20 protein-coding genes and 1 tRNA gene are annotated in these 25,374 nt (G+C 42.1%); 10 read left to right on the top strand and 11 right to left on the bottom strand.

The features are described from left to right. Window positions 1–125 precede the first annotated feature (125 nt). Complete coding sequence (locus U0R10_RS04455) at window positions 126–650, top strand: septal ring lytic transglycosylase RlpA family protein (protein ID WP_377982744.1); 525 nt, start codon at window positions 126–128, stop codon at window positions 648–650. Here U0R10_RS04455 and U0R10_RS04460 read toward each other — a convergent pair whose 3' ends face one another. Continuing rightward, complete coding sequence (locus U0R10_RS04460) at window positions 651–2,045, bottom strand: DUF4369 domain-containing protein (protein WP_377982745.1); 1,395 nt, start codon at window positions 2,043–2,045, stop codon at window positions 651–653. 43 nt (window positions 2,046–2,088) lie between these two features. Here U0R10_RS04460 and U0R10_RS04465 point away from each other — a divergent pair, with 43 nt between their 5' ends. Further along, on the top strand, window positions 2,089–2,847 hold the full coding sequence (locus tag U0R10_RS04465; protein ID WP_377982746.1) for a YdcF family protein: 759 nt from the start codon (window positions 2,089–2,091) through the stop codon (window positions 2,845–2,847). Here U0R10_RS04465 and pfkA read toward each other — a convergent pair. After that, complete coding sequence (pfkA, locus tag U0R10_RS04470) at window positions 2,844–3,818, bottom strand: 6-phosphofructokinase (RefSeq protein ID WP_377982747.1); 975 nt, start codon at window positions 3,816–3,818, stop codon at window positions 2,844–2,846. The genes U0R10_RS04465 and pfkA overlap by 4 nt on opposite strands. Window positions 3,819–3,983: 165 nt before the next feature. Between pfkA and U0R10_RS04475 the strand changes: the two genes are divergently transcribed. After that, entirely contained in the window at window positions 3,984–5,054 is a 1,071-nt protein-coding gene (locus U0R10_RS04475) for a M42 family metallopeptidase (protein ID WP_377982748.1), read from the top strand. Between the two features lie 248 nt (window positions 5,055–5,302). Here the strand turns inward: U0R10_RS04475 and U0R10_RS04480 are convergent, their stop codons facing one another. The 8 genes from U0R10_RS04480 to U0R10_RS04515 form a co-directional block, all read right to left on the bottom strand. Continuing rightward, complete coding sequence (locus U0R10_RS04480) at window positions 5,303–7,414, bottom strand: S9 family peptidase (RefSeq protein ID WP_377982749.1); 2,112 nt, start codon at window positions 7,412–7,414, stop codon at window positions 5,303–5,305. A gap of 64 nt (window positions 7,415–7,478) precedes the next feature. Then, window positions 7,479–8,552 carry a 3-isopropylmalate dehydrogenase gene (leuB, locus tag U0R10_RS04485; RefSeq protein WP_377982750.1) on the bottom strand — a complete coding sequence of 358 codons (1,074 nt, stop codon included), beginning with the start codon at window positions 8,550–8,552 and terminating at the stop codon, window positions 7,479–7,481. Window positions 8,553–8,560: 8 nt separating this feature from the next. After that, on the bottom strand, window positions 8,561–10,072 hold the full coding sequence (locus U0R10_RS04490) for an alpha-isopropylmalate synthase regulatory domain-containing protein (protein WP_377982751.1): 1,512 nt from the start codon (window positions 10,070–10,072) through the stop codon (window positions 8,561–8,563). Window positions 10,073–10,076: 4 nt separating this feature from the next. Further along, a complete protein-coding gene (leuD, locus tag U0R10_RS04495) occupies window positions 10,077–10,667 on the bottom strand; it encodes a 3-isopropylmalate dehydratase small subunit (protein ID WP_377982752.1) in 591 nt (196 codons plus the stop codon). An 18-nt stretch (window positions 10,668–10,685) separates the two neighbouring features. Next, window positions 10,686–12,089 (bottom strand): 3-isopropylmalate dehydratase large subunit, encoded by a 1,404-nt coding sequence (leuC, locus tag U0R10_RS04500; RefSeq protein WP_377982753.1) that lies wholly within the window; start codon window positions 12,087–12,089, stop codon window positions 10,686–10,688. 132 nt (window positions 12,090–12,221) lie between these two features. Continuing rightward, entirely contained in the window at window positions 12,222–13,229 is a 1,008-nt protein-coding gene (locus tag U0R10_RS04505) for a GntR family transcriptional regulator (protein ID WP_377982754.1), read from the bottom strand. Between the two features lie 2 nt (window positions 13,230–13,231). Beyond that, window positions 13,232–14,287, bottom strand: a complete 1,056-nt coding sequence (rhaT, locus tag U0R10_RS04510; RefSeq protein ID WP_377982755.1) for an L-rhamnose/proton symporter RhaT — start codon at window positions 14,285–14,287, stop codon at window positions 13,232–13,234. 7 nt (window positions 14,288–14,294) lie between these two features. After that, window positions 14,295–16,958: a family 78 glycoside hydrolase catalytic domain gene (locus U0R10_RS04515; protein ID WP_377982756.1), complete on the bottom strand. Its 2,664-nt coding sequence runs from the start codon at window positions 16,956–16,958 to the stop codon at window positions 14,295–14,297. Window positions 16,959–17,048: 90 nt separating this feature from the next. On the opposite strand from U0R10_RS04515, the gene U0R10_RS04520 reads away from it, so the two are divergent. The 4 genes from U0R10_RS04520 (at window position 17,049) to U0R10_RS04535 (ending at window position 21,395) form a co-directional block, all read left to right on the top strand. Further along, the gene (locus tag U0R10_RS04520; protein WP_377982757.1) at window positions 17,049–19,127 is read left to right on the top strand and encodes an outer membrane protein assembly factor BamB family protein; all 2,079 of its coding nucleotides are present in this window, start codon (window positions 17,049–17,051) and stop codon (window positions 19,125–19,127) included. A 173-nt stretch (window positions 19,128–19,300) separates the two neighbouring features. Continuing rightward, window positions 19,301–20,554 (top strand): NRAMP family divalent metal transporter, encoded by a 1,254-nt coding sequence (locus U0R10_RS04525; RefSeq protein ID WP_377982758.1) that lies wholly within the window; start codon window positions 19,301–19,303, stop codon window positions 20,552–20,554. A 204-nt stretch (window positions 20,555–20,758) separates the two neighbouring features. Then, complete coding sequence (locus U0R10_RS04530; RefSeq protein WP_377982759.1) at window positions 20,759–21,097, top strand: type II toxin-antitoxin system RelE/ParE family toxin; 339 nt, start codon at window positions 20,759–20,761, stop codon at window positions 21,095–21,097. After that, window positions 21,081–21,395, top strand: coding sequence for a helix-turn-helix domain-containing protein (locus tag U0R10_RS04535; protein WP_377982760.1), 315 nt, complete (start codon window positions 21,081–21,083; stop codon window positions 21,393–21,395). Before U0R10_RS04530 ends, U0R10_RS04535 begins: the two co-directional genes overlap by 17 nt. A 115-nt stretch (window positions 21,396–21,510) precedes the next feature. Here U0R10_RS04535 and U0R10_RS04540 read toward each other — a convergent pair. Then, window positions 21,511–21,584 (bottom strand) — tRNA-Ile (locus U0R10_RS04540). A gap of 80 nt (window positions 21,585–21,664) precedes the next feature. On the opposite strand from U0R10_RS04540, the gene U0R10_RS04545 reads away from it, so the two are divergent. From U0R10_RS04545 to U0R10_RS04555, 3 genes are read left to right on the top strand one after another with little or no spacing between them, the layout of a single operon-like run. Next, window positions 21,665–22,912, top strand: a complete 1,248-nt coding sequence (locus tag U0R10_RS04545) for an HD domain-containing protein (protein WP_377982761.1) — start codon at window positions 21,665–21,667, stop codon at window positions 22,910–22,912. A gap of 36 nt (window positions 22,913–22,948) precedes the next feature. Beyond that, entirely contained in the window at window positions 22,949–23,962 is a 1,014-nt protein-coding gene (gene lpxD, locus U0R10_RS04550; protein WP_377982762.1) for a UDP-3-O-(3-hydroxymyristoyl)glucosamine N-acyltransferase, read from the top strand. A gap of 13 nt (window positions 23,963–23,975) precedes the next feature. Further along, a complete protein-coding gene (locus U0R10_RS04555; RefSeq protein ID WP_377982763.1) occupies window positions 23,976–25,370 on the top strand; it encodes a bifunctional UDP-3-O-[3-hydroxymyristoyl] N-acetylglucosamine deacetylase/3-hydroxyacyl-ACP dehydratase in 1,395 nt (464 codons plus the stop codon). Window positions 25,371–25,374: the final 4 nt, after the last annotated feature.

Here is a 25,374-nt window from a genome sequence, read left to right on the forward strand (position 1 = left end):
CTACTATATAATCTGATTCACTCAAAAAATTCCAGTCAATTTATGAGTCCATAATTGGCATTATTTTTACAAAATTTTTAAATCCAATAATAAAATCTAAACTTTGACGCTTATTCCCATTTGCTTTGGTCAACTATAGATGGATCTTCTGCTTACTCTTTATTCCCTTACCTGCGCTCCATGCTCAGGAACTAGGGGAAGAAAGTTATGGAATTGCATCTTTTTATTCGAATAGCTTTTATGCCAAAAAAACAGCGAATCAAGAGCTATTAAAGCGAAATACCTACACAGCCGCGCATCGAATTTATCCATTTAATACCTTACTCGAAGTAACAAATATCTACAATAAGAAATCTGTTATTGTTCGCATTAACGATCGAGGACCATACAAACGAGGCCGAATTATTGATCTAACTGAAGCTGCTGCGAAGAAGATTAACCTACGAAAAGTGGGCTTAGCAAAAGTGAAAATCAAGGTAATCGGATTTGAAAACGAGGTGATGTTAATTCCCTACCATGACCTGGAACTTGAAACAACACCCAAATTCAGTTCCAAATTCTACCAAAAAACACGCTTAAAATACAAGAAAAAATACCGCGTCAAGAAAAATATTCGCAACAAGAAATACGTCAAAAAGAAATCGAAATAACTATTTCTTCCGTTCGTAGAAATTAATAAAATCTTGAATTTTATCCGCTGGAATACGCTTTCCTATAATACGTTTAGATTTATCTAAGACATAAATAACCGGTGTTGCATACACATCAAAGGTATTTTTAAAGTCGGTGTAATACTCCTCCACCCCACTTTTCGGATTTAAATGCACATCGATCCCGTTATACCAAGATTCTATTTTAAACTCCGTAATAAACTTTTGCCATTGTGCCTTATCACGCACGATGCTTGCGGCAAAAACACCCACATTCTTTTCTTTGAAAAAAGCTTCTTGCGCCTGCAACTTAGGCGTCTCCTCCTTGCAATGACTACACTCTGGATCGTAAATAAAGACCACGGTATAATTATTGGGAATCGTGGACAGCATTAAACGCTTGCCCGATGGATCGGTTAAAACCATTTCTGGAATCTTCTTACCGATGATTAAAGGTTTAATCACCGCTAGGCGTTCTTTCATCTTGCGTACCGTCGTGGTATCCCAGAGCTTAGGCTCGCCGATGTAATATTTTTCCGCTATATGAACAAAAGCACCATCAGTACCCACAATATTGTGGTTCTCGTAGGTACTTGCAATCTTATAAATAACGTACTTTCTTACATCAGTTTGCTTAATTTTAGCTAATAGAGCGTCAGCATCTTTGCTAATCGAGTCTGATTCTTGAACGACTAAATCCTCAAAATACTTTTCAATCTTACGTTGTAAAAAAGGAGAACGAATAAAACGATCATCGTTTAAATCGATGTTGTCAAAATAATGCTTTTTGTAGAAGCTGAATTGGTATTTGTATAGTGCTGCACTGTCAACAGCATTTTTAACCGGGTTCTTGTAGGCAGGAATTTCCGGCTCGAAAGTTGCTTTAATCAACTTAGATACAAACAAAGATTGGTTTTTAAGCATCCATTCTTTTTGATAAGCGGCGATTCGCTTACGCGTCACCTCTACTTGTTGCGCATCCGTCATAGATTGCATCGCGCGATATTGCTTATTCATCTCTTGTTGGAACGTGTAAAATGCCGCATTCTCCTCCGAACCCTTCACCTGCATATTAGTCACCACGTCGACCGTATCCGTTTCGAAACTGAAATGGTCTGTACCAATGATTAAATCCAAATATTTAGTGGTTGAAAAGCTAACCAAATACAACCCTTTCGGTAATGCTTCCTTGCCTTTAAATGTAAACTGCCCTAACTCATTCGCACGGGCAGTATCCTTAATGACTTGTTGGCTCGAACCAAAATAATGCGCCAAATACACATCTACATTTTTCAATCCTTTAATCGTGCCTTTAATCTCATAACTAGGCGCTTTTTGAGCAAGCGTACCTACAATAGAAAGGAAAAATAGACTGATAGATAAGACGAATTTCATAGAATTAGAATAAATTGAAACTTATTACGAAACGAAATTTACAATGTTTTTTACGCTATCGAAAATTATCGATTTTATACTTTTACCAATTAGTTGGATTTTAATCAGTTTGGTCCTCGGAATTTGGAAGAGAAACACCAAATTGCTTTATGTGGCATTGGGTATGTTGCTCCTATTTACAAATGGATTCTTTGTCAATACACTGTACCAACTTTACGAATTACCTCAAACGAAACTTTCCCCAAATCAAAAATTTACCTACGGTGTCGTCCTTGGTGGAGGAATGATTAAATCACCTCAAGAAGATCCGACACGAATCAATGTAGGCGAAACAGCTGATCGGATGCTTCAACCAATCTTATTATACAAATCAGGAGTCATTTCGAAAATCGTCATTACTGGTGGAGACACGAGCATTAAAGGACTACGCACAGATGAAATTCGAGAAACAGCCCAGGTGACCAAATTCATGCTCGCCATGGGTGTAGATTCGGCTGACATCATCAAAGAGGAAAAAGCTCGAAATACGCATGAGAATGCTACTTACACGCGGGACATATTGAACAAGACGCAAGAAACTATTCTTTTAATAACATCTGCAGCCCACATGCGCCGCTCCATGGCTTGTTTTGAAAAGGTGGGTTTGCACCCAGTCGCATATCCCGTAGATCACAAAAAAAAGGACAGCCCAATGGGTGTCCTTGAATGGCTGATGCCTTCTGAAAATCATCTGGCGCGGATTTCTCAATTAGTTAGAGAGATGTTTGGCTATGTGATTTACACGCTGAATGGATATGCCTAAGTAGACAAAATATCTACCATACGAATCAAATCCTCAGAAACTGGCTTTTTCTTCGTGATCGTATCATGGAATGGCGTGTACACCAATTGGTTATTGATCACCCCTGCCATAACATTTTTCTCTCCACGCAATAAACCTTCTAATGCGCCTAAACCTAAACGAGAAGCAAGAATACGATCATACGCCGTAGGAATTCCTCCACGTTGAATATGCCCCAGGGTCGTCACACGAATATCAATCATGTTACCCATTTTTTCTTTGATCTTCTTCGCAACGATTTGCGCATTTCCTTCCTCGTCGCCTTCGGCAACAATGACAATAGAAGATGATTTTTGCTTAGCGAAACCATTATTAAGAATAGAAACAATATCGTCTACCGGCGTTAAATTTTCTGGAATCATTAAGGCTTCCGCACCACCTGCAATACCACATTGAACGGCAATATAGCCTGAATCACGACCCATAACCTCAATAAAAAAGACACGGTCATGTGAATCTGCCGTATCTCTAATTTTGTCAATGGCATCTAAAGCGGTGTTAACAGCCGTATCAAAACCAATCGTATAGTCAGTACCGTATAAATCATTATCAATGGTACCCGGCGCGCCTACCGTAGGAATTTTAAATTCATTAAAAAAGATCTCAGCTCCTGTAAATGTTCCATTACCACCAATGGCTACAAGTCCCTCAATACCTTTCTCTTTTAACTGATCGTATGCTTTTTGGCGACCTTCTGAGGTCATGAATTCTTTAGAACGCGCGGACTTTAAGATCGTTCCGCCACGCTGAATAATATTACTAACTGATTGTGAATTAAGCGGAATGATGTCTCCCTTAATCATCCCATTGTATCCACGAACGATACCGTAAACTTCAACACCATGATAGGCAGCACCACGAACAATCGCACGAATACATGCATTCATGCCTGGGGCATCACCACCCGATGTAAATACAGCTATTTTCTTCATCAATATATATTTTTATGACTTTGGCTCATTATAGTTTTCAAAAATACGATTTAAAACGTTTAAACAATAAAAATCAGTATAAAATTGAACTGAAAAAATCGAATAACAAAAATAGTATTTAACACATGTTTTGTAATTTGCAACTTCATTCAACATGTACATCTTATGCCAAAAGCAGCAAACGAATTTTTATATACCTACCTGAATAATGCCTCTCCTACTGGCTTTGAATCATCGGGCCAACAGATTTGGTTAGATTACATCAAGCCCTATATTGACGAGAAAATAATTGATACCTATGGTACTGCCGTGGGTGTTATTAATCCTGGTCAACCCTATAAAGTTGTCATTGAGGCCCATGCGGATGAAATTTCCTGGTTTGTGAATTACATCGATGATAACGGTTATTTGTTTTTACGCAGAAATGGTGGTTCAGACGCCTTAATCGCACCATCCATGCGTGCCAATATTCATACCAAAGACAAAGTCGTTAAAGGAATATTCGGCTGGCCTGCCATCCACGTGCGTGACCTGGCTAAAGATAAAGCACCCACGATTGACGATATATTCATCGACTGTGGCGCCTCAAACAAAAAAGAAGTCGAAGAAATGGGTATTCACGTTGGCACCGTGGTGACGTTTGAAGATGGTTTGACCGAATTGAATGGCAAGTATTTAGTTGGCCGCGCCCTCGACAACCGCATCGGTGGTTATATGATCGCGCAAGTAGCCAAAAAAATCAAAGAAAATAAGATCAAATTACCCTTCACGCTATATGTAGTCAATTCCGTTCAAGAAGAAATTGGCCTCCGTGGAGCAGAAATGATTGTGCGTAGACTAAAGCCAGATTTGGCGTTTATTACCGATGTGACACATGATACGCAATCTCCGATGTACAACAAGAAAATCCAAGGAGATATGTCGTGCGGAAAAGGCCCAGTTATCTGCTATGGTCCAGCGGTTCAAAATAATGTCCGTGATTTCATCATTGACGTAGCGAAAGAAAACAACATTGATTTCCAACGACAAGCTGTATCGCGCTCCACAGGAACAGATACTGATTCGTTTGCCTATGCTACTGAAGGCGTAGCTTCAGCCTTAATCTCATTACCGCTTAAATACATGCATACCACCGTGGAAACAATCGCAAAAAGCGATATGGAAGCGGTGATTGAATTGATTTATCAGTCTTTACTGAAGGTGAAGGGGAATGAGGATTGGAGGTATTTTAATTAGACGTTAGACGCTGGACGATAGACTTTGGACTGAAAACAAGTAGAGACGCGATACTTCGCGTCTTTTTTTTTCAATTTCCAGCGTCCGACGTCTAACGTCCAGCGTCTAAACTGATACTTCACGTCTTTTTTTTCAATTTCTAGCGTCCGACGTCTATCGTCCAGCGTCTAAACTGATACTTCACGACTTTTTTTTTCCACGTCTAGCGTCCGACGTCTAACGTCCAGCGTCTAAACTGATGCTTCGCATCAGTTTATATATCTAGCAAAAAACTCCCACGTCCGTAACATCTGATCAATCCGCTGGCGATTATTGCCCGCGCGGGTGATTTCATGTGAAGCACCAGGATGACGCACATATTCCACATCGCGGCCTAATTGCTTCAAGCTCTTATATAGCATTTCACTTTGAATTACACCTGTACGTAAGTCATTTTCACCATGGAAAATGATTAACGGTGTTTTGATATTAGACACATACGTCAATGGCGATTCACGATCTAAAATAGCACGTGTTGCTTTTTCCCACGGATACCCACCAAAATAATTGGGAACCAAACGCCACGCGTTTCCTTCTCCATAAAACGTGGACAACTCATACACGCCACGCTGGGAGGCCGCCACTTTAAATCGATTCGTATGACCCACAATCCAAGTCACCAAATAACCTGCATACGATCCACCCGTCACTGCCAAACGCGTCGTATCCGCCCAGCCTTCCTTAATCGCTAAATCTGTTGCCTTCATCACATCGGCCATCGGACCTGCTCCCCAATCTTTCACATTACTTGCCATAAATGGCGTTCCATACCCACCACTACCACGCGGATTGCAATACACAATCCCCATGCCTTGTGCCGCATAATACTGAAATTCATGCCACATACTCGCTTCACCCGTTCCCCACATAGCCGTTGGCCCACCATGAATTTCAGTCACCAATGGATATTTTTTACCGGCCACATAGCCAATCGGCTTCATGACCCAATAGTCAACAACCTGACCTTTGGAGTTCGTAAACGTATGTTTTTCAGCCTTGGATAGGGATTTACTAGCCAACCACCCCGAATTCAATTCCGTCAATGAAGACTCTTTCCCTCCCGAATGCACATATAATTCAGATGGATTAGAAATACCTGTTTTGGCATAGACGAAATCAACACCATTAAAATCAAAACCTAATACACCATCTTCCATAGAAGTAAACGTTTCAAATTGCTGCGTGCTAATCGTATACGCTACAATCGGAACGGCACCGTGATCCTGCGGTGTAAGAAATAATTTGGCATCATCTGCCGACCACTTTACTTGCGTAATCACTCTGTCCAAATTAACCGTCTGAATCAAGCCTGTATTAAAATTCAACAGCTTCAAAACAGGATTTGATACACCTGATGATTTGGCTTCGAAGAAGGCCAACTGGTCCCCTTTCGAACTTAGGGTTAAATTAGAATAGCGATAACCCGGCTTAATCAAAATGGATTTATACGTTTTCGTACGAAGATCATAGGAAACTATTTGACTCTCCTGAACTTTGTCGGGATGCGTTAAACTATCGGCAGGCAACACAACCAATAACTCATTGGCATTCAATTGCTCCCAATCAGACCAGCGGTGCAATGGATTATTTACTTGAACCGGTTTCGCGCCAGGGGTAGTCGGCTGCATAAACAGTGCCGATAACATCATTTCTCCCGAAGTAGTCGTCTCCTCCTGAAACTGTAGGCGATTAATGACTTTGGCCTTTTTATCTTTTTCGTTTTGTGCCAAATACGCACGAATCTCCTCTAAACTCCCGTTCGGATTTGCCTTTGCCTGAGGTACATAATTAGCCGTAGCAATTCCCGGTTTTTCGAGCGTCCAGGAAGGCCGACTCTTCGCTTTATTCCACGTAGTATCTGTATAAAAATCCTTCAATGAAATCGAAGATTGAAAAAATACCGCACCGTCAGCCTTAGACCAAACTAGGTTCTGAACCCCTGAAGAAAAATTAGTGGCCGCAATAGGCTCACCACCAGCGAGTGACAATACATAAGCCTGTGATTTAGAACCCATATCGCGTGAAAAAAGAATACTCCGACCATCCGAACTCCAAGAAGGACTGGAAATACTAAACTTTCCAGCCGTTAAAGGACGGCTCGTTTTAGTAGCCAAATCTGCCACGTATAAATGTGTTTGATAGACAAAATCGCCCTTCTTCTCTGCGTCATCCTCAATCGAGGTAACCGTATATAAAACTGATTTACCATCAGGCGAAAAGGCAGGTTTCCCCACTATTTTAATTTTTAGCAAATCGGTCACCTGAATGGTTTGTTGGGCAAAAACACTGCATGAAACAAGCAGGAAGAATAAAATACGCATAGACAAAAAAATAAGGCCTGCGAAATATGTCGCAAGCCTTAAAATTAGAAATAAAATTTAAAGATTAAATCAACTTCAAGATTTCTTCTCCAATCGCATGCGTTCCTAAAATCATTGATTTATCTGTAGACGCATCCGCGATATCACCCGTACGGAAACCTTTCTTCAAAACTTGATCCACTGCACTGATCACCGCTTCAGATTCGGCTTTCATACCAAACGAAATGTCTAATAATAAGGCTGCCGACAAGATAGAGGCCATTGGATTAGCTAAGCCTTTTCCGGTAATATCATGCGCAGAACCGTGAATAGGCTCATAAACACCCGTTCCATCACCGATAGATGCGGAAGCCAACATACCCATGGATCCTGCAATTTGAGACGCCTCATCCGTTAAAATATCCCCGAATAAGTTGGCCGTAACCACCACGTCAAAACGCTTTGGATCCTTGATTAACAACATCGCTGTAGCATCCACAAATTGATATTCAACGGTTACGTCTGGATATTCTAAGGCCAACTTTTGAATTTCTTCACGCCATAAACGCGAAGACTCCAACACGTTTGCCTTGTCCACTGAAACTAAATGCTTCTTCCGTGTGCGAGCAGCTTCAAATGCCTTGCGACCGATACGCTCTACTTCGTAACGACTATATTCTGCTACATCATAAGCCGTATCGCCATTGTTCTTACGTCCTTTTTCACCGAAATAAATATCTCCCGTCAATTCACGGAAAAACAAAATGTCAGCTCCCTTTAAGATTTCAGGCTTAATGCTTGAAGCAGATAATAACTCATCAAACAATTTAATTGGACGTAGATTCGCGTACAAACCTAATTCCTTACGCATCTTCAACAATCCTTGCTCCGGACGAACCTTCGCTGATGGATCATTATCATATTTTGGATGACCTACCGCACCAAACAATACGGCATCCGAAGCTTTCATTTTTTCCAAGGTCTCCGCTGGTAACGCATCTCCTGTCGCCTCAATCGCCACGTGACCAATTAACGCCTCATCATACGTAAAATCATGACCAAATTTGGCCGCAATTTTCTCTAATACTTTTTTACCTACTTCAGTAACTTCTTGTCCAATTCCATCACCTGGAACAATTAGGATATGTTTTTTTGCCATGATATAAATTAAATCAAATTCAACATTTTTTGTGTCGCCTTAATGGCAGACACGGTTTGGTCACTATCTAAGCCACGTGTGATTAACTCGCGCCCATTAAATGACCACGTAATTATCGTCTCGCACAACGCGTCTGATTCTCCTCCAGGAGGAATACGAACAGCATAGTCTGTTAATTGCGCTAACTTCTGTCCCTTTTTCTCAAAAATGATAGCCAATGCATGCATAAATGCATCATATTGTCCATCCCCTTGCGCATGCTCCTCAAATATCTCTCCATCTACGGAAATCTTTAAAGTCACGGAAGGACGTAAATCTTTGGAATGTGTTAACACATAATTCAATACCTGAACACGTTCTTCAATTGTATTAGAATCCAATACATCCGAAATGATATACGGCAAATCATCTTGCGTAACAACCTCTTTCCGGTCACCCAATTCAATGATTCGCTGAGTAACTTTCTTTAAATCTTGGTCGGATAACTGAATGCCTAAGGCCGACAAGTTATTCTCAATATTTGCTTTTCCAGATGTTTTACCCAACGCATATTTACGCGCACGGCCAAAACGCTCCGGCATCAATTCATTAAAATAGAGATTGTTCTTTTTGTCTCCATCCGCATGGATTCCAGCTGTTTGGGTAAATACGTTTTCACCAACCACTGGCTTGTTTACGGGGATTCGGAAACCAGAAAAAGATTCCACCAACTTACTTACGGTGTATAATGATTTTTCGCAAACGGATGTTTTGATGTCTTTTTGGTAATCATTTAAAACCGCAATCACAGAAGCTAAAGGCGCATTACCTGCGCGCTCTCCCATGCCATTAACCGTCAAATGCAAACCATGCACACCATTCCGGACAGCTTCTAAGGCATTCGCTGTACCTAAATCATAATCATTATGCGCATGAAAATCAAAATGGGTATTGGGAAAACGATCCACTAACTCTTTTACATAATCAGCTGTCTCCCAAGGCGTTAACACACCTAAGGTATCAGGCAATAACACCCGTTTGATATGTAATTGCGTTAGAAAATCTAAATAACGAATGACATATTCTTTTGAATTACGCATGCCATTACTCCAATCCTCCAAGTACACATTAACCGTCAACCCTTTTGATATAGCTAAGCGAATCGTCTCTTCGATCTCAGCAAAATGTTGCTCAGGCGTTTTCTTCAGTTGGTGCTCCAAATGATTCAACGACCCTTTGGTCAACAAATTCATTACTATGGCACCAGCATCGAGCATCCATTGTACGGACGTGCCCCCGTCAACAAATGTGAGAACTTCCACACGATCCAAGAAACCGGCTGTGGTAGCCCAAGAGGTGATTTTTTTAACTGCTTGAAATTCTCCTTCTGATACACGCGCAGACGCAATCTCAATGCGATCAACCTTTAATTCAGTCAATAGCAATTGAGCAATCGTTAGTTTTTCGGTAGCAGAAAAGGATACGCCGCTGGTTTGTTCTCCATCCCGAAGCGTGGTATCCATGATTTCAATATGTCGCATCAGCTTAGCGATTAACTGCGAAAGCAGCAATTTCAGATTTCATCGCTTGTAAATAATCGATGTCATCAAAACCATTCAATAAATTATGCTTCTTGTATCCATTGATCGCAAAAGATTCCGAAGCGCCTGTGGACGAAATCGTTATCGTTTGCGCTGGCAAATCCACCACTAACTCAGATTTAGGATCTTTTTCAATGGCTTCAAAAATTTGATGCAAAAATTCAGGAGATACTTGGACAGGTAAAATACCTACGTTGATCGCATTCCCACGGAAAATATCCGCAAAGAAAGAAGAAACTACGCAACGAAAACCGTAATCGTAAATCGCCCAAGCCGCATGTTCACGAGAAGATCCAGAACCGAAGTTCTTCCCTCCTACGAGAATTTTGCCTGAATACGTTGGGTTATTCAATACGAAATCTGCCTTCGGCTGATCGTTTTTATCGTAACGCCAATCTCTAAATAAATTATCACCAAAGCCCTTGCGCTCCGTTGCTTTTAAGAAACGCGCTGGGATGATTTGGTCAGTATCCACATTCTCAATGGGCATGGGAACCGCCGTACTTGTCAAAACACTAAAACTATCGTAAGCCATATTGCTCTTTATTAATTCTTATAAAAATTGTCTTGGATCTGTCACAACCCCAGTCACTGCCGCAGCAGCAGCTACTAATGGACTCGCCAATAAGGTACGAGATCCAGGACCCTGACGGCCTTCAAAATTACGATTCGATGTACTTACCGCATATTTTCCTGCAGGGATCTTATCGTCATTCATTGCCAAACACGCAGAACAACCCGGCTGGCGCAACACAAATCCCGCCTCCGTTAAAATATCCAAAATACCTTCTTCTTTAATCTGCGCTTCCACGATATGTGAACCCGGAACAACCCAAGCCGTCACATGATCCGCTTTTTTACGTCCTTTGACAATCGACGCAAATGCTCTAAAGTCTTCAATACGGCCGTTGGTACAAGACCCAATAAACACGTAATCTACTTGCTTACCGATCATCGCATCATCCTCCGAGAATCCCATATAATCCAATGACTTCGCATACGTGGCTACACCACCTTCTACATCCGTTGCTTTTGGAATATGTTTCGAGATACCCATACCCATTCCTGGATTAGTACCATACGTAATCATAGGCTCAATATCAGCTGCATTAAACGTGATTTCTTCATCAAATGAAGCACCTGCATCTGTTTTCAAAGTCTTCCAATACGCTAATTGCGTATCCCAATCAGCCCCTTTAGGTGCTAATTCACGACCCTCGATGTAATCAAATGTTATTTGGTCTGGTGCAATCATACCACCACGTGCACCCATCTCAATACTTAAGTTACAAACCGTCATACGACCTTCCATGGTCATCTGTTCAAATACATCACCCGCATATTCGACGAAGTAACCTGTTGCACCTGAGGTGGACAATTTGGCGATAATATATAAAGCAACGTCTTTAGGCGTTACTCCTTTTCCTAACACACCATTCACATTGATACGCATCTTCTTCGGCTTAGGCTGCATAATACATTGTGATGATAGCACCATCTCAACTTCTGATGTACCGATACCGAAAGCAATCGCACCAAACGCACCGTGCGTAGACGTATGTGAATCTCCACATACAATCGTAAAACCAGGTAACGTAATTCCGTTTTCAGGCCCTACAACGTGCACAATTCCGTTTTTAGGATCACCCAAACCCCAATGTGAAATACCATATTTAGCTGAATTAGTCGCCAATTGCTTTAATTGATTGGCCGACAACGCATCTTCGACAGGTAAATGTTGGTTAATCGTAGGCGTATTATGATCTGCAGTCGCAAACGTGCGCTCCGGAAACATAACACCAATACCCCGAGTTTCAAGGCCTAAAAAAGCAACTGGACTCGTTACTTCATGAATAAAATGACGGTCGATAAAGAAAACATCTGGGCCATCTTCAATCTTCCGAATCACATGGGAATCCCATACTTTATCAAATAAGGTTTTAGGGGAGTTACTCATTTTTATATATTAAATTTTTAAGCGCTTTCAATTAAACTAAGGTGCAAAAATGCTATTATTTTTGCGAATTTGCAAAGAAAGGCAGGTGTCAAATTGGAATTTCACCAAATAAAATTTGGTTAATCCTACGTATCACAAAGATGCGCGATGTATAAAAGCGAATGGATTTGCCAACTTTGTTCGCGCATTCGTTTTGACAATTTCAGCAGCCAATTCACCCATTTTTACAAAATCAGTAGAAATGGTCGAAATCCCCTCAAATAACAAACGCTTGATCGGCGTTTCATTATACGAAATCAAGCCTACTTCTTTCCCTAGAGTCAAACCTTTTGCTCTAATTTGATCGAGTAAAACGATTAAATCATCTTCCATAACTGTGATGTAAGCTGTTCCCTCCTGCGGCTCTACCTGCTCGGCAACTGAAAAGTCAAAGGCAAAGTCCCGACAAAACAACTCAAAACCACGAACAATTCCTTTGGGATAATAACTCGATTGTGGAAAAACGAGTTGGACCGACGCATATTTAGCTAAGGCCTCTTTCGCTTCCACCAGCGTTTCATAAATATCTCGTTCGAAATTTTCATAAACCGCCCCAAAATTACCTTGAATACCCGGAAGCAATTTGTCCAACAAAATCAACTTCTCCTTCGGTAACGTATTGATAAAATCTACTGCAATAGAATCCCCTTCCATAAAATGCGGAATGATGACAATATGCGAATAGTCTAATTCACGTTTGGTGATAATGCGCTTAAAGAGATTGAAATCATTATTGTAAATATAAAAGTCGATACCCGCCGTAGGTCCCATGGAGGCAACAAATGAATCATAAATCATTTTTTTGTGGACAGATAACTTGTTGAACAACAAGAAGATGCGAAAATCTGGGGGGACGCCGCCGACGCACACGAAAAAACCCTTGCCGCGAACCGATTCCACAATCCCCAACGACTTCAAATAATTATATCCCTTCTCGACCGTAATCCGCGAAATATCATGCTCAAAGCTTAACTCATTGATGGAAGGGAGTACATCGCCCTGTTTGATTTTACCAGCTTGAATGCCTTCGATGATGGAATTGGCCAACTGCCGATATTTGGGCGTGGAGGAAAATTCATCAATATAAATCAAATCACGCATGGTTAGTCGGCAATCGAATTACCAACCCCCACAATAATCACCGAAATCAAAATAACGACAATCCCGGCAATCACTGTGCGTAATGTTTTCGAGGAAACACCTTTCCATTCCTTGAAATACAATCCCCAGAAATTAGAGGTCATAATGATCGTAGCCATGTGCAAAATCCATGAACTAGCTCCATTGCCTAATTTACTCTCGCCCATGCCGTAAAAAAAGAACTGTAAAAACCAGGTGGTACCCGCCACGGCCGCGAACATATAATTCATCCGTAAAGGTGCGCGCGTATCTAGGTAATCACCAAACGTCTTGTTCGAGAAATTCAAATACATGCAATACACGAAGTTGGTCAAGAAACCACCCCAAAGCACCACGATAAAAATGACGTTGTTTTGAAACAGAGGATCACAGCCTTTGGCAACCGCAGCTCCGGCCATATCCTTGCCCGCCTCAATACCGAAATTAAAACAAGCACTGCACAAGCCTGAAATCGTAGCCACGATCAAACCTTTAGTTAAACTAAATTCCTTGATTGTTTCCTGCTTTTGCTCGGTCGACAACTCCCCTTCCTTCATCATCCCCGCTTTACCGCATAGATAAATACCGAAAACGCAGACTAAAATGCCCAACAAAACAACCTGACCACCTGTGCTTCCAATAATGTGCGAAATCGTATCTCCTTCCACACCTGCAAATTCGCGATAGATCGGAGGAACTAAAGCGCCGAAAATACTGCATAAACTTAAGGCAATCGACATACCTAAAGACATACCCAAATAGCGCATAGCTAATCCAAAGGTTAAACCTCCAATTCCCCACAACACCCCAAACGTAAACGTCCAGAAAAATACATCCGAATCAACCTGTTGGATAATGGTCATGAAATCCGGAATCGTTACATAGGCAGCGAGTAAAGGTACAATCAACCAAGAAAACACACCGCCCACAATCCAAGCACTCTCCCAGGACCACACATGAATCTTCCGGTAAGGAATGTAAAAAGAGCCCGAGGCGAAACCACCTAATGAATGAAAAAATAATCCTAAAAGAGAACCCATACCTTACTTATTTAACTGTAAATACATATTTACCCGATCCGATTCGGATGCGATTACCCGGAATCATTTCGCCATCTTGTGTCATTTGATCAGCACCTACACGGGGCAACTCAACAGTTGCCGACGTATTGACTGGTACCTCTACCGTAAGCGTAAATTCGCCAGAATCTAATCGCCAATCCGAAGAAACTTTTCCATAAGGTGTTTCTAAACTCGTTTTTGCGAAGCTCAATCCACCACCTAATTCTGGCTTAATCACAATTTGCTTGTAGCCAGCCCCATCAAATTCCTCGGTATCAATTCCTCCGACAGTCCGGTACATCCAATCGCCAATCGCTCCATACGCATAGTGATTAAAGGAAGTCATGCCCGGATCTTGAAAAGTCGAATCCGGTTTCATCGAATCCCAGCGCTCCCAAATCGTCGTTGCGCCATGCGCCTTAATCGGATATAACCACGATGGATAGGTATCTTGTAATAATAATTTATACGCTACATCATTACGTCCAAAGCGTGTTAAGACTGGATTCAAAAATGGCGTACCTAAAAATCCAGTCGTCAAATGATACTTATAGCTCTCAATATTCGCCACCAATCGGCCCAGTGCCGCCTCACGTAACGAAGCCGGAATCATGTCAAATTGCAATGCCAAAATATAAGCTGTCTGCGTCTCTGAAATCAAGCGACCATTTGCTGTCATAAATTCCTTTTGGAATTGCAACTTGATGCGCTCCAATAAACGCTCCCATTCTTTGAAATCATCCATCTTACCTAAAATACGCGCTGTTTTAATCATCAATTGCGTATTGTAAGCATAGAAACATTGGGCAACAAGGTAGTTGTCGGTGACGGCCGACTTCTGTCCAATCATCCCTTTGGAATCATCCACGCGGTACGATAACCAATCCGCAAATTGGAAACCCGTATTCCATAAATCGTTCTTCGCCGCACCACGCACATAATTCAAATATGCTTTCATACTGGAATACTGATTTTCCAATACTTGCTTATCACCATAGGTCGTATAGATATTGTACGGAATAATGATGCTGGCATCGGACCAACCGGCAGCACCTGCTTGGTTATTATCTTTTCCAATCGTCGTACGCGTTAGCACATCTGGAATCACAAATGGAACCGCCCCATTAGGCGCTTGATCAGCTGCAACATCTTTAAGCCATTTCGCAAAAAACTGATTGACATTAAAGTTAAAGGCAGCCGTACGGGAGAAAACCTCCGCATCTCCCGTCCATCCCAAACGCTCATCGCGCTGTGGACAATCTGTAGGAACATCTAAGAAATTACCCTTTTGACCCCAACGAATATTGGATTGCAACTGATTCAACAAAGGATTACTTGTCTCAAAAGTACCCGAAGGCTTCATATCTGAATTCAATGCAATCGCTTGATAATCTGATGCTTGCACGTCGATTCCCTCCACCTGAACATAGCGAAAGCCAAAGAACGTAAAGTGTGGTTCCAAAACTTGCTGTTCCCCATTGAGTATATATTCCGCTTGCGCTTTGGCTGAGCGTAAATTAGCAAAATAGGGTTCGCCCGTTTTATCGAGCATTTCCACATGGTATAATTTAACCGCTTGACCAGCCTTTCCTTTGACAGTTAGTTTAACCCAACCCACGACATTTTGACCAAAATCAAGAATCGTTTTCCCGGATTTAGTCCGCAAGACCTTAGCTACTTTCAGCTGTTCTTGCTTGCGCATCGGTTCGTTAATTTGGGCGTGCAGCACGCCCATTGATGCGGTTGTTTCGACCACTGCCGACCAGGTTGTCGGGCGAATACGCGTATCCTGCTTCTCCCCATCGTAAATTTCTGAAGTCAGAATATGACTTAAACTCGCCTTCCATGAATTATCTGATAGGACAGATTCAGTGGACCCATCGGCATAAGTAATTTCCAACTGACTCAATAGCGCCGTTTGAGCGCCATAAAAATTCTTATTATTCTCCCAAGCAATACGGGTACGGAACCATCCAGACCCCATTAAAACGTCTAATTGGTTTAAACCCTTCTTCACCTCGGCTGAAATATCGTATACCTGAAACTGTAAATGTTTGTTGTAACTGGTCCAGCCTGGACTTAAATAGGCATCGCCTACGCGCTTCCCATTGATGGATGCATCATACAATCCGCGTGCGGTGATGAATAAACGTGCTGATTTAACTTCTTTTTTGGCGAAAAATGATTTTGCCAAGATAGGCACGCGACCATCCACTGAATCTGAAGCAATACCCGAACTGATCCACTTCGCTTTCCAGTCGGCCGTGCGCAACAGCGACGTCCTAAATTCCGACCACAATACCTTACTTGCTTTTCCTTGATTATCCCAAACCTGAACCGCGACTTGATACGCCTGATTTGATTTCAGCTCATCGCCGGCGTATGGTATGAAAAGCGATTGATCGGAATCTATTTTACCTGATTTCCACACCGTTTTCCGACCGGCTAACACATGAATTGAATATGATTTTTGCGTGACGTTGCGATTGGGCGAGCTTAATTGCCAACTAAATCGTGGTTGCAAAACACCTACTCCCTGGGGGGCTTGTTGGTTTTCAATCTGAATCGACTGAACTGAAATCTGAGCGAATAGCCAAAGGGGCGAGAGAAAAAAGGCAAGAACAAGACATTTCTGCAGTAGAATTTTCATAAATTTCAAAGGTTTAGATTTGAAAGCAAGCTACAAATCTATTTCTAAAATTAAAATAACAGTCCTTAGCACCCCTAGGACAGTAAGCCTATGAAACTACGTTTATTACTCGTATTAGAAATTAGCCTTGCCTTCATCGCCTGGACGCAAAAAGATACTGATTATACGCAATGGGCGTCCTATTTGGGTGGTCCGGATCGGAATCATTACTCCACATTGAATCAAATCACACCTGAAAATGTAAAAGATTTGCAAGTTGCATGGACTTATTCCTTACCTGATTCAGGCCAAATGCAGGCGAATCCCATCATCGTGGATGGTGTTTTATATGGGGTTTCCGCGTCTGTGCAGGCATTTGCCTTGGATGCAGCGACTGGCAAAGAAATCTGGCGTTTTGGTGATCCCCTAAAAAACTGGGCAAGTACTTCCCGCGGCGTTAGTTATGCCAAAGGTCGTATACTCTATACCGTTGGCCCCAATCTCTGGGCACTAGATGCCAAAACTGGAAAGCCCATCGACACCTTTGGTGATCATGGAAAAGTAGATTTACATACGGGTTTGCCTGCCATGGCACAAAACAAATTCATTATTTCCAATACACCAGGGACCGTTTTTGAGAACTTAATTGTCATGCCACTCCGCTTATCCGAAGGAGCAGATGCAGCGCCAGGTGATATTCGTGCCTATGATATTTACACGGGAAAAGTCGCTTGGTCCTTTCATACGATACCTTATCCTGGTGAATACGGCTATGAGACTTTCCCGAAAGATGCCTATAAAAATGAGTACACGGGTGCGGCAAATAATTGGGCCGGCATGGCTGTGGATGAAAAGAGAGGAATTCTGTATGTTCCCACAGGATCCGCTGGATTTGATTTCTATGGAGGAAATCGGAAAGGCAGTAATTTATTTGCCAATTGCCTGTTGGCCTTAGATGCGCGAACAGGTAAAAGACTTTGGCATTTTCAAACGACACATCATGATATGTGGGATCGTGATTTACCCGCCCCACCCAATTTGATTACGGTGATGCATCGTGGAAAACCGGTGGATGCCGTTGTCCAAGTTACGAAACAAGGTTATGTTTTTTGCTTCGATCGCGTGACCGGAAAACCACTTTTCCCAATCGTAGAGAGACCGGTAAAAGGTTCCACCCTCGTGGGTGAACACGCATGGGAAACACAACCGATGCCTACCTTACCAAAACCCTACGCCAGGCAGTCGGATGAAATAACGGCGAAAGACATTAATCCGTATGCTGCCAACCAATCAGAACTACGTCAGAAATTAGGCCAAATCGAAACCGGATGGCATGCCGCTCCTAGCCTACAAGGTAATTTGATCTTACCGGGTTTTGATGGTGGTGCGGAATGGGGCGGTGCAGGGGCAGATCCCAAAAGAGGCATTGTCTACATTAATAGCAATGAGATGCCCTGGGTGCTGACGATGGTGTCCACCAAACAGACGACCCAAACCTCCTCAAAAACATATACCCAATATTGTGCGTCTTGCCATGGAGATAAATTACAGGGCAATCCAGCCAGTGGCTATCCTAATCTAACGGAGGTATTCAAACGCAGAAACAAGGTGTTTTTGAGTCAAATCATCACACAAGGCAAGGGAATGATGCCTGGTTTTCCTCAAATTGACAAAGCGGCCCGAGAGGAATTGGTCAATTTCTTAGCGGGAGAAACGCCTAAAGAGGTGGTATCAACGGAAGGAAAAACACCCGAACTGCCTTACCGCATGACTGGCTACAATAAGTTTTTGGATAGTCAGGGACTACCTGCCATCAGCCCACCTTGGGGAACTTTACAGGCTATCGACATGAATACGGGTAAGTACCTGTGGAAAATACCGTTTGGTGATGAACCCATCTTAGCTGCGAAAAACATACTGAATACAGGTACCGAAAATTACGGAGGTCCACTAATAACTGAAAATGGTTTATTAGCTATCGCCGCTTCCAAAGACGGCATGTTCCGAATCTACAACCGCCACACCGGCCAACTTCTCTGGAAAACCAAACTCCCCGCAGCCGGCTTCGCCACACCTGCCACCTATCAAGCAGGCGGAAAACAGTATATCGTCATTGCTTGTGGCGGGACTAAATTGGGGACGAAGAAGGGGAATCAGTATGTAGCTTTTTCTATAGACACTAGACGTTAGACGTTAGACGTCAGAAATAAGTCCGGAGTCGTCAGTCCGGAGTTGAAAGTCGCGATGTGTCGCGTCTAAAACTGGCCCATCAAGCGTCTATATATATATACAGAACCTGAAATTTGACAGAAATATGTAATTTCATATAATGCGAACTTCTATAAATTTGGGGAATTAACACTATGAAAATACAATCAAAATTTAAGCGTTTCTGGAAAATCATTGGGCCAGGTTTAATTACAGGTGCCAGCGATGATGATCCGTCCGGAATTGCCACCTATTCACAGGCGGGAGCTGCGTTTGGCTTACAGACGTTGTGGACGGCGATTTTGGCGTTTCCGCTGATGGCAGCGATCCAACAAATGTGTGCGCGCATTGGCTTAGTAACCTCCCAAGGTTTAACGGGGACCTTGAAAAAACATTACCCTCGACCGGTATTATACCTCATGTTGGTCTTCAGTTTTCCCGCCATCGTGATGAATATTGGAGCGGATATTGCCGGTATGGGAGCTGTGGGAAACTTACTATTCCCATCGATCGATGCGACCTATTTCAGTGTGGTATTTACGGTTATCTTGCTCGGACTTATCATCTACCTTCCCTATCAAAAAATTGCTTCCGTACTAAAATACCTCTGCATGGTCATGCTGGTGTATTTCATCGTCCCTTTCCTCTACAAGCAAGATTTTGTCGCCATTTTCAAAGCGACAGTCATCCCTACTATCCAGTGGAACAAAGAGTTTTTATTAATTATAGTTGGCATTTTAGGCACAACCATTTCACCCTATTTATTCTTTTGGCAAGCATCCATCGAAGTCGAAGAAATGAAACATAAACGAGCCTTAATGGTCAATAAAAAGATCATTCATGAAATGCAACAAGATGTGGATTTTGGCATGACATTCTCCGGCTTTGTGATGTATTTTATCATTCTGACCACCGGGACGGTCTTGTATTCAGCCGGCATACATCAAATCAATACCGTTGAAGAAGCTGCGGTGGCATTAAAGCCTCTGGCGGGTGATTTGGCGTATGTACTTTTCGCCGTGGGTGTCATCGGGACCGGACTCATCGCGATTCCTGTTTTGAGTGGTTCGTTGTCCTATATCTTCACCGAAACCTTCGGCTGGGAACAAGGACTTGACAAAAAATTCCATGAAGCCAAAGGCTTTTATGTCATCATTGCCATTTCACTCATACTCGGTTTATCGCTGAACTATGTGGGCATCTCACCCATTGACGCTTTAATCTACACTGCCGTTTTATATGGCATTACTGCGCCGGTATTGATTGGCATCATTCTTCATATTTCTAATAATCGGGAAATTATGGGTGAATATGTGAACTCGCGAATCTCCAATGTCTTGGGTTTTGCGGCATTGATCATCATGTCGCTAGCGGCTGGGGCGCTGTTGTATTTTGAGTTTTTTAACTAGTAGTCAGTCACTAGTCGTCAGTCGCTAGTGGTCAGTCACAAGTCGTCAGTCGCTAGTCGTTAGACGTCCAGCGTCAAAACAATCATTTTATCAGTTTTTAAATTAGATCAATCATTCGAATTGATTACTATTGGCAATAGTTAAATACCACTAAAATAATTGAGAAGTTTCACTTTAGTGAAACTTAAATCAATTACCTTTGACATGCCAAAAATCAGACAAGTACTATTTTACAAGCATTATTTCGAAGAGTTTTATCTGGCTCAAAATAGAAAGGTTCAAGATAAAATCATTTGGACAATCAGATTGATCGAGTCACATAATCAAATTGCAGAGAAATATATAAAGCACATAACTGGAAGGAAGGGGCTTTACGAAATAAGAATTCAATACAGTTCAGAAATTTTTCGAATTTTCTGTTTTTTCGATGAGAGCAAGTTGATTGTTCTCATGAATGGATTTCAAAAGAAATCACAAAAAACACCTCAAAAAGAAATTGACAAGGCCATATCTATTAAACAAGCTTATGAAAACGAAACCTAATACAACTACTTTAGATCAATTTGTCAACAAGCATTATGGTCCAAAAGGAACTCAAAAACGAGATAAACTGGATCAGGGATTTGAAAATTTCAAGTTGGGAATCTTATTGCAAGAAGCACGTAAAAAAGCAGGCCTTACGCAAGAAGAACTAGCTCAGAAAGCTGGCACCACGAAATCATATATTTCAAAGCTAGAAAATGACATCAAAGAAGTCCGCTTATCCACCCTTCAAAAGATTGTCGAACTAGGATTAGGTGGGAAAGTGGAGTTATCAATAAAAATAGACGTTGGACACTAGACGTTAGACGCTAGACATTAGAGATACCTTATAAATATTTATATCGGTCTAACGTCCAGAGTCTGACGTCCAGCGTCCAAAAAAAAACACCCACCTATTCAGATGAGTGTTTTCGTGGACCAGCATGGGCTCGAACCATGGACCCCCTGATTATGAGTCAGGTGCTCTAACCAGCTGAGCTACAAGTCCACATTAGCTAAAACTAATGTGGCGCAAAATTAATTAATTATTGGCTTTCTAACTACATTTGGGGTAATATTTTAACGTGTATGTTTCCAACCAAAATTATTAACGACCCCATTTACGGGTTCATCAAGATCAATAACCCATTCATCCTCAAGTTGATTGATCATCCCTTTGTCCAGCGACTCAAACGAATCAAGCAACTAGGACTTGCCGAATTTGTCTATCCAGGCGCACACCATACCCGCTTTCACCACGCCCTAGGCGCCATGCACCTCATGGATCAGGCATTGGCCAATCTACAAGCGAAAGGTTATACGATCACCGACCAAGAAAAAGAAGCCGCCGCCATCGCTATTCTATTACATGATGTAGGCCACGGACCTTTTTCACACGTACTAGAATATACCCTACTCAATCACGTTCACCACGAAGAGATATCCAACCTCCTCATGAAAAAGCTGAACGAACATTTTGATGGCAGATTAACGCTAGCCATCGATATGTTTAGCGGAAAATACGAACGACCATTTTTTCATCAATTGATTTCGAGCCAACTGGACGTTGACCGTCTCGATTACCTCTCCCGTGACTCATTTTATACCGGGGTACGCGAAGGATTCATTGGTTCCGAACGTCTATTGAGTATGCTTGACCTACAAGACGAGAATTTGGTGATGGAAGAAAAAGGAATTTATTCGATTGAGAATTTCTTGATGGCACGCCGACTGATGTATTGGCAAGTGTATTTACACAAAACAGCCATCGCCGCAGAAACCATGTTAATCCAAATACTTCGTCGGGCCAAAACCCTCATCCACGAAGGCAAAAAACTAACATGCACCTCCGCCCTCATGACTTTCCTCAAGAAAGATTATACCTGGGAAGAGTTTGCAAGCACCGATAAACTATGGCTAGCCTTCACAGATCTAGACGATCACGATGTATGGGCCGCCATCAAAGAATGGAAGCATGCAACGGACCCTATTCTGTCACGTTTATGTAGTGATTTCTTGGCGCGCCGACTGTTCACCTGCAAATTAGGCACGCAACCTATCCCAAAATCAAAGCGTACCGAGCTTGCACAAGAAATTACACAGCGCCTTAAAATAAACGAAGAGGAGTTATCTTACTTTGTTGTCGAGGGTACAACCAGCAATTCTGCCTATGTACAAGGCGATAATACCATCAAGATCGTCGATAAACAAGGGCAAGTGGTCGAGTTAGCAGAGGCATCTGACTTACCGACCATCCAAGCATTAAGTAAGATTGTAAAAAAATACTATTTTTGTTGCCCAAAGAGCGTATATTTGCAAGGCGAATTGAGTTCGTAAAAACATTTTTTTAACCTTAGCCTATATTCATCCCGCATGAAATTTACTGTTGACCAAATTGCGACAATCCTCCAAGGCACAGTATCAGGCGATGGTTCTCAATTTATTACTGGTTTTGATAAAATCGAAGAAGGTAAACCCGGCAGCATTTCCTTTCTGTCTAATCCCAAATACGAATCTTATTTATACGATACCAATGCCACAGCAGTCATTGTATCCAAGGATTTGGCATTGAAAAATAAAGTGAAATCCACCCTCATTTGCGTGGATGACCCATACGTAGCATTTACCATCCTATTACAGAAATACCAAGAAATGACCGCTACGCGCGAAACAGGTATTTCCATTCACGCCATTATCGAAGCAGGGGTCAAAGTAGGCAAAGACCTGTTTGTAGGTAGATTTACCAGCATCGACTCCCACTGCAAAATAGGCGATAACACCAGTATTCATAACCAGGTGAGTATCGGCAAAAATGTCCAAATAGGTGATAATTGTATCATTTACCCTGGTGTTGTAATTTATAACGACACCATCATAGGCAATCACGTAGTCATTCATTCGAATGCGGTGATTGGTTCCGATGGCTTTGGCCATGCACCACAAGCCGATGGATCGTTTAAAGCGATTCCGCAGCTAGGCAATGTGGTCATTGAAGATCACGTCAGTATCGGCGCAAACACCACGATAGATCGAGCCACCATGGGTTCTACGTTCATTCGTTCCGGTGTCAAAATCGATAATCTTGTTCAAATTGCACACAATGTGGACATTGGCGCAAACACCGCCATCGCTGCGCAAACCGGCATTTCAGGTTCTACGAAAATTGGCGAAAACTGCTTAATCGCAGGTCAGGTAGGCATCGCCGGCCACCTAACGATTGCAGCCAAAACAATTATAACGGGTCGGGCTGGTGTAACCAAATCGATCAAACAAGCTGGACAAGTAATAGGCGGTTATCCAGCTGTGAATAATGCAGAATACTTGAAAAGAAGTGCATTGATTCGCCGACTACCCGAATTATTTGATCAAATTAAAAACATTAAATAGGCTTAACCTTCTCATGAATAATAAGCAACATACCATTACCAAATCAGTAACCTTATCCGGCGTAGGCTTGCATACAGGTGTCGTAGCCAATATGACCTTTTTGCCAGCACCAACGAACCATGGAATCAAATTCCAGCGCGTTGATTTGCCAGGTCAGCCTATCGCGGATGCCGATGTAGACTATGTGGTAGATACCTCGCGTGGTACCACCATTGAACATAATGGCGCCCGAATTAATACTGTTGAACACGTACTCGCAGCTTTAGTAGGTCTTGAGATTGACAATATCCTCATCCAACTTGACGGTCCAGAACCTCCAATCATGGATGGTTCATCCATCAAATTTGTAGAAGCACTACGAGATGCCGAACTCGTTGAACAAGAAGCACACCGCAAATTCTTTGAATTACCCGAAGAAGTACGATTCAAAGATTTAGACAAAGGAATTGAACTTGCTGCATTGCCTTTAAATGATTACCGCATTGCGGTGATGGTGGATTATAATTCGAAGTTTTTATCGAGCCAACATGCCAACCTGTCGCATGTGTCTCAATTTGAAAAAGACTTTTCCATGTGTCGGACTTTCTGCTTCGTGCATGAATTAGAAGCACTTTATAATGCGGGTTTAATCAAAGGTGGTGATTTGAACAACGCGATTGTCATCGCTGACAGAGAATATTCAGAGGGTGAACTAGCGCATATTTCAGAGGTTTTAGGCAAGCCAAAAGTGTCTATTTCTAAAGATGCCGGCATCATGAATAATACCAGCCTGCACTTTTCAAATGAAATGGCGCGCCACAAATTATTAGATGTCATGGGCGATTTAGCTTTGGTAGGCAGACCCATCAAAGCTCAGATCTTAGCCTCACGTCCAGGCCATGCATCGAATGTGGAATTAGCGAAAAAGATTAAAAAACTCATGTTAGAGGCGGAGAAAAACAACGTACCGGTTTACGATGCGAAACAACCTCCGATCTTTACACACGAGCGCGTATACGAATTATTGCCACACCGCTATCCATTCCAAATGATTGACAAAATCATTTATTTGGATGATAACAGTGTAGTGGGCGTAAAAAATGTCACCATGAATGAAAACTATTTCATGGGACACTTCCCAAATAATCCAGTGATGCCTGGTGTCATGCAAGTAGAAGCTATGGCACAAACCGGCGGAATCTTGGTCCTTAGCTCAGTACCAGATCCAGAAAATTACTGGCCGTATTTAGTAGGCATCGAAAACTGTCGCTTTAGAAAATCTGTAATCCCTGGTGATACCGTCATCTTTAAATGTGAATTAACGGCACCGATTCGTCGGGGAATTGCCAAAATGATCGGTAAAGCGTATGTCGCTGGCCAAGTAGTATGTGAAGCTGAAATGACAGCTAGTCTTGTTAGAAAATCTTAGGTCA

Source organism: Aquirufa avitistagni, assembly GCF_042715545.1.
Classification (GTDB): Bacteria; Bacteroidota; Bacteroidia; order Cytophagales; family Spirosomataceae; genus Aquirufa; species Aquirufa avitistagni.

What these genes read in the sequence shown, in the direction of transcription:
- U0R10_RS04460 (WP_377982745.1), bottom strand. Translation starts at nt 2,045, where the DNA reads ATGAAATTCGTCTTATCTATCAGTCTATTTTTCCTTTCTATTGTAGGT.
- U0R10_RS04465 (WP_377982746.1), top strand. Translation starts at nt 2,089, where the DNA reads ATGTTTTTTACGCTATCGAAAATTATCGATTTTATACTTTTACCAATT.
- pfkA (WP_377982747.1), bottom strand. Translation starts at nt 3,818, where the DNA reads ATGAAGAAAATAGCTGTATTTACATCGGGTGGTGATGCCCCAGGCATG.
- U0R10_RS04475 (WP_377982748.1), top strand. Translation starts at nt 3,984, where the DNA reads ATGCCAAAAGCAGCAAACGAATTTTTATATACCTACCTGAATAATGCC.
- U0R10_RS04480 (WP_377982749.1), bottom strand. Translation starts at nt 7,414, where the DNA reads ATGCGTATTTTATTCTTCCTGCTTGTTTCATGCAGTGTTTTTGCCCAA.
- leuB (WP_377982750.1), bottom strand. Translation starts at nt 8,552, where the DNA reads ATGGCAAAAAAACATATCCTAATTGTTCCAGGTGATGGAATTGGACAA.
- U0R10_RS04490 (WP_377982751.1), bottom strand. Translation starts at nt 10,072, where the DNA reads ATGCGACATATTGAAATCATGGATACCACGCTTCGGGATGGAGAACAA.
- leuD (WP_377982752.1), bottom strand. Translation starts at nt 10,667, where the DNA reads ATGGCTTACGATAGTTTTAGTGTTTTGACAAGTACGGCGGTTCCCATG.
- leuC (WP_377982753.1), bottom strand. Translation starts at nt 12,089, where the DNA reads ATGAGTAACTCCCCTAAAACCTTATTTGATAAAGTATGGGATTCCCAT.
- U0R10_RS04505 (WP_377982754.1), bottom strand. Translation starts at nt 13,229, where the DNA reads ATGCGTGATTTGATTTATATTGATGAATTTTCCTCCACGCCCAAATAT.
- rhaT (WP_377982755.1), bottom strand. Translation starts at nt 14,287, where the DNA reads ATGGGTTCTCTTTTAGGATTATTTTTTCATTCATTAGGTGGTTTCGCC.
- U0R10_RS04515 (WP_377982756.1), bottom strand. Translation starts at nt 16,958, where the DNA reads ATGAAAATTCTACTGCAGAAATGTCTTGTTCTTGCCTTTTTTCTCTCG.
- U0R10_RS04520 (WP_377982757.1), top strand. Translation starts at nt 17,049, where the DNA reads ATGAAACTACGTTTATTACTCGTATTAGAAATTAGCCTTGCCTTCATC.
- U0R10_RS04525 (WP_377982758.1), top strand. Translation starts at nt 19,301, where the DNA reads ATGAAAATACAATCAAAATTTAAGCGTTTCTGGAAAATCATTGGGCCA.
- U0R10_RS04530 (WP_377982759.1), top strand. Translation starts at nt 20,759, where the DNA reads ATGCCAAAAATCAGACAAGTACTATTTTACAAGCATTATTTCGAAGAG.
- U0R10_RS04535 (WP_377982760.1), top strand. Translation starts at nt 21,081, where the DNA reads ATGAAAACGAAACCTAATACAACTACTTTAGATCAATTTGTCAACAAG.
- U0R10_RS04545 (WP_377982761.1), top strand. Translation starts at nt 21,665, where the DNA reads ATGTTTCCAACCAAAATTATTAACGACCCCATTTACGGGTTCATCAAG.
- lpxD (WP_377982762.1), top strand. Translation starts at nt 22,949, where the DNA reads ATGAAATTTACTGTTGACCAAATTGCGACAATCCTCCAAGGCACAGTA.
- U0R10_RS04555 (WP_377982763.1), top strand. Translation starts at nt 23,976, where the DNA reads ATGAATAATAAGCAACATACCATTACCAAATCAGTAACCTTATCCGGC.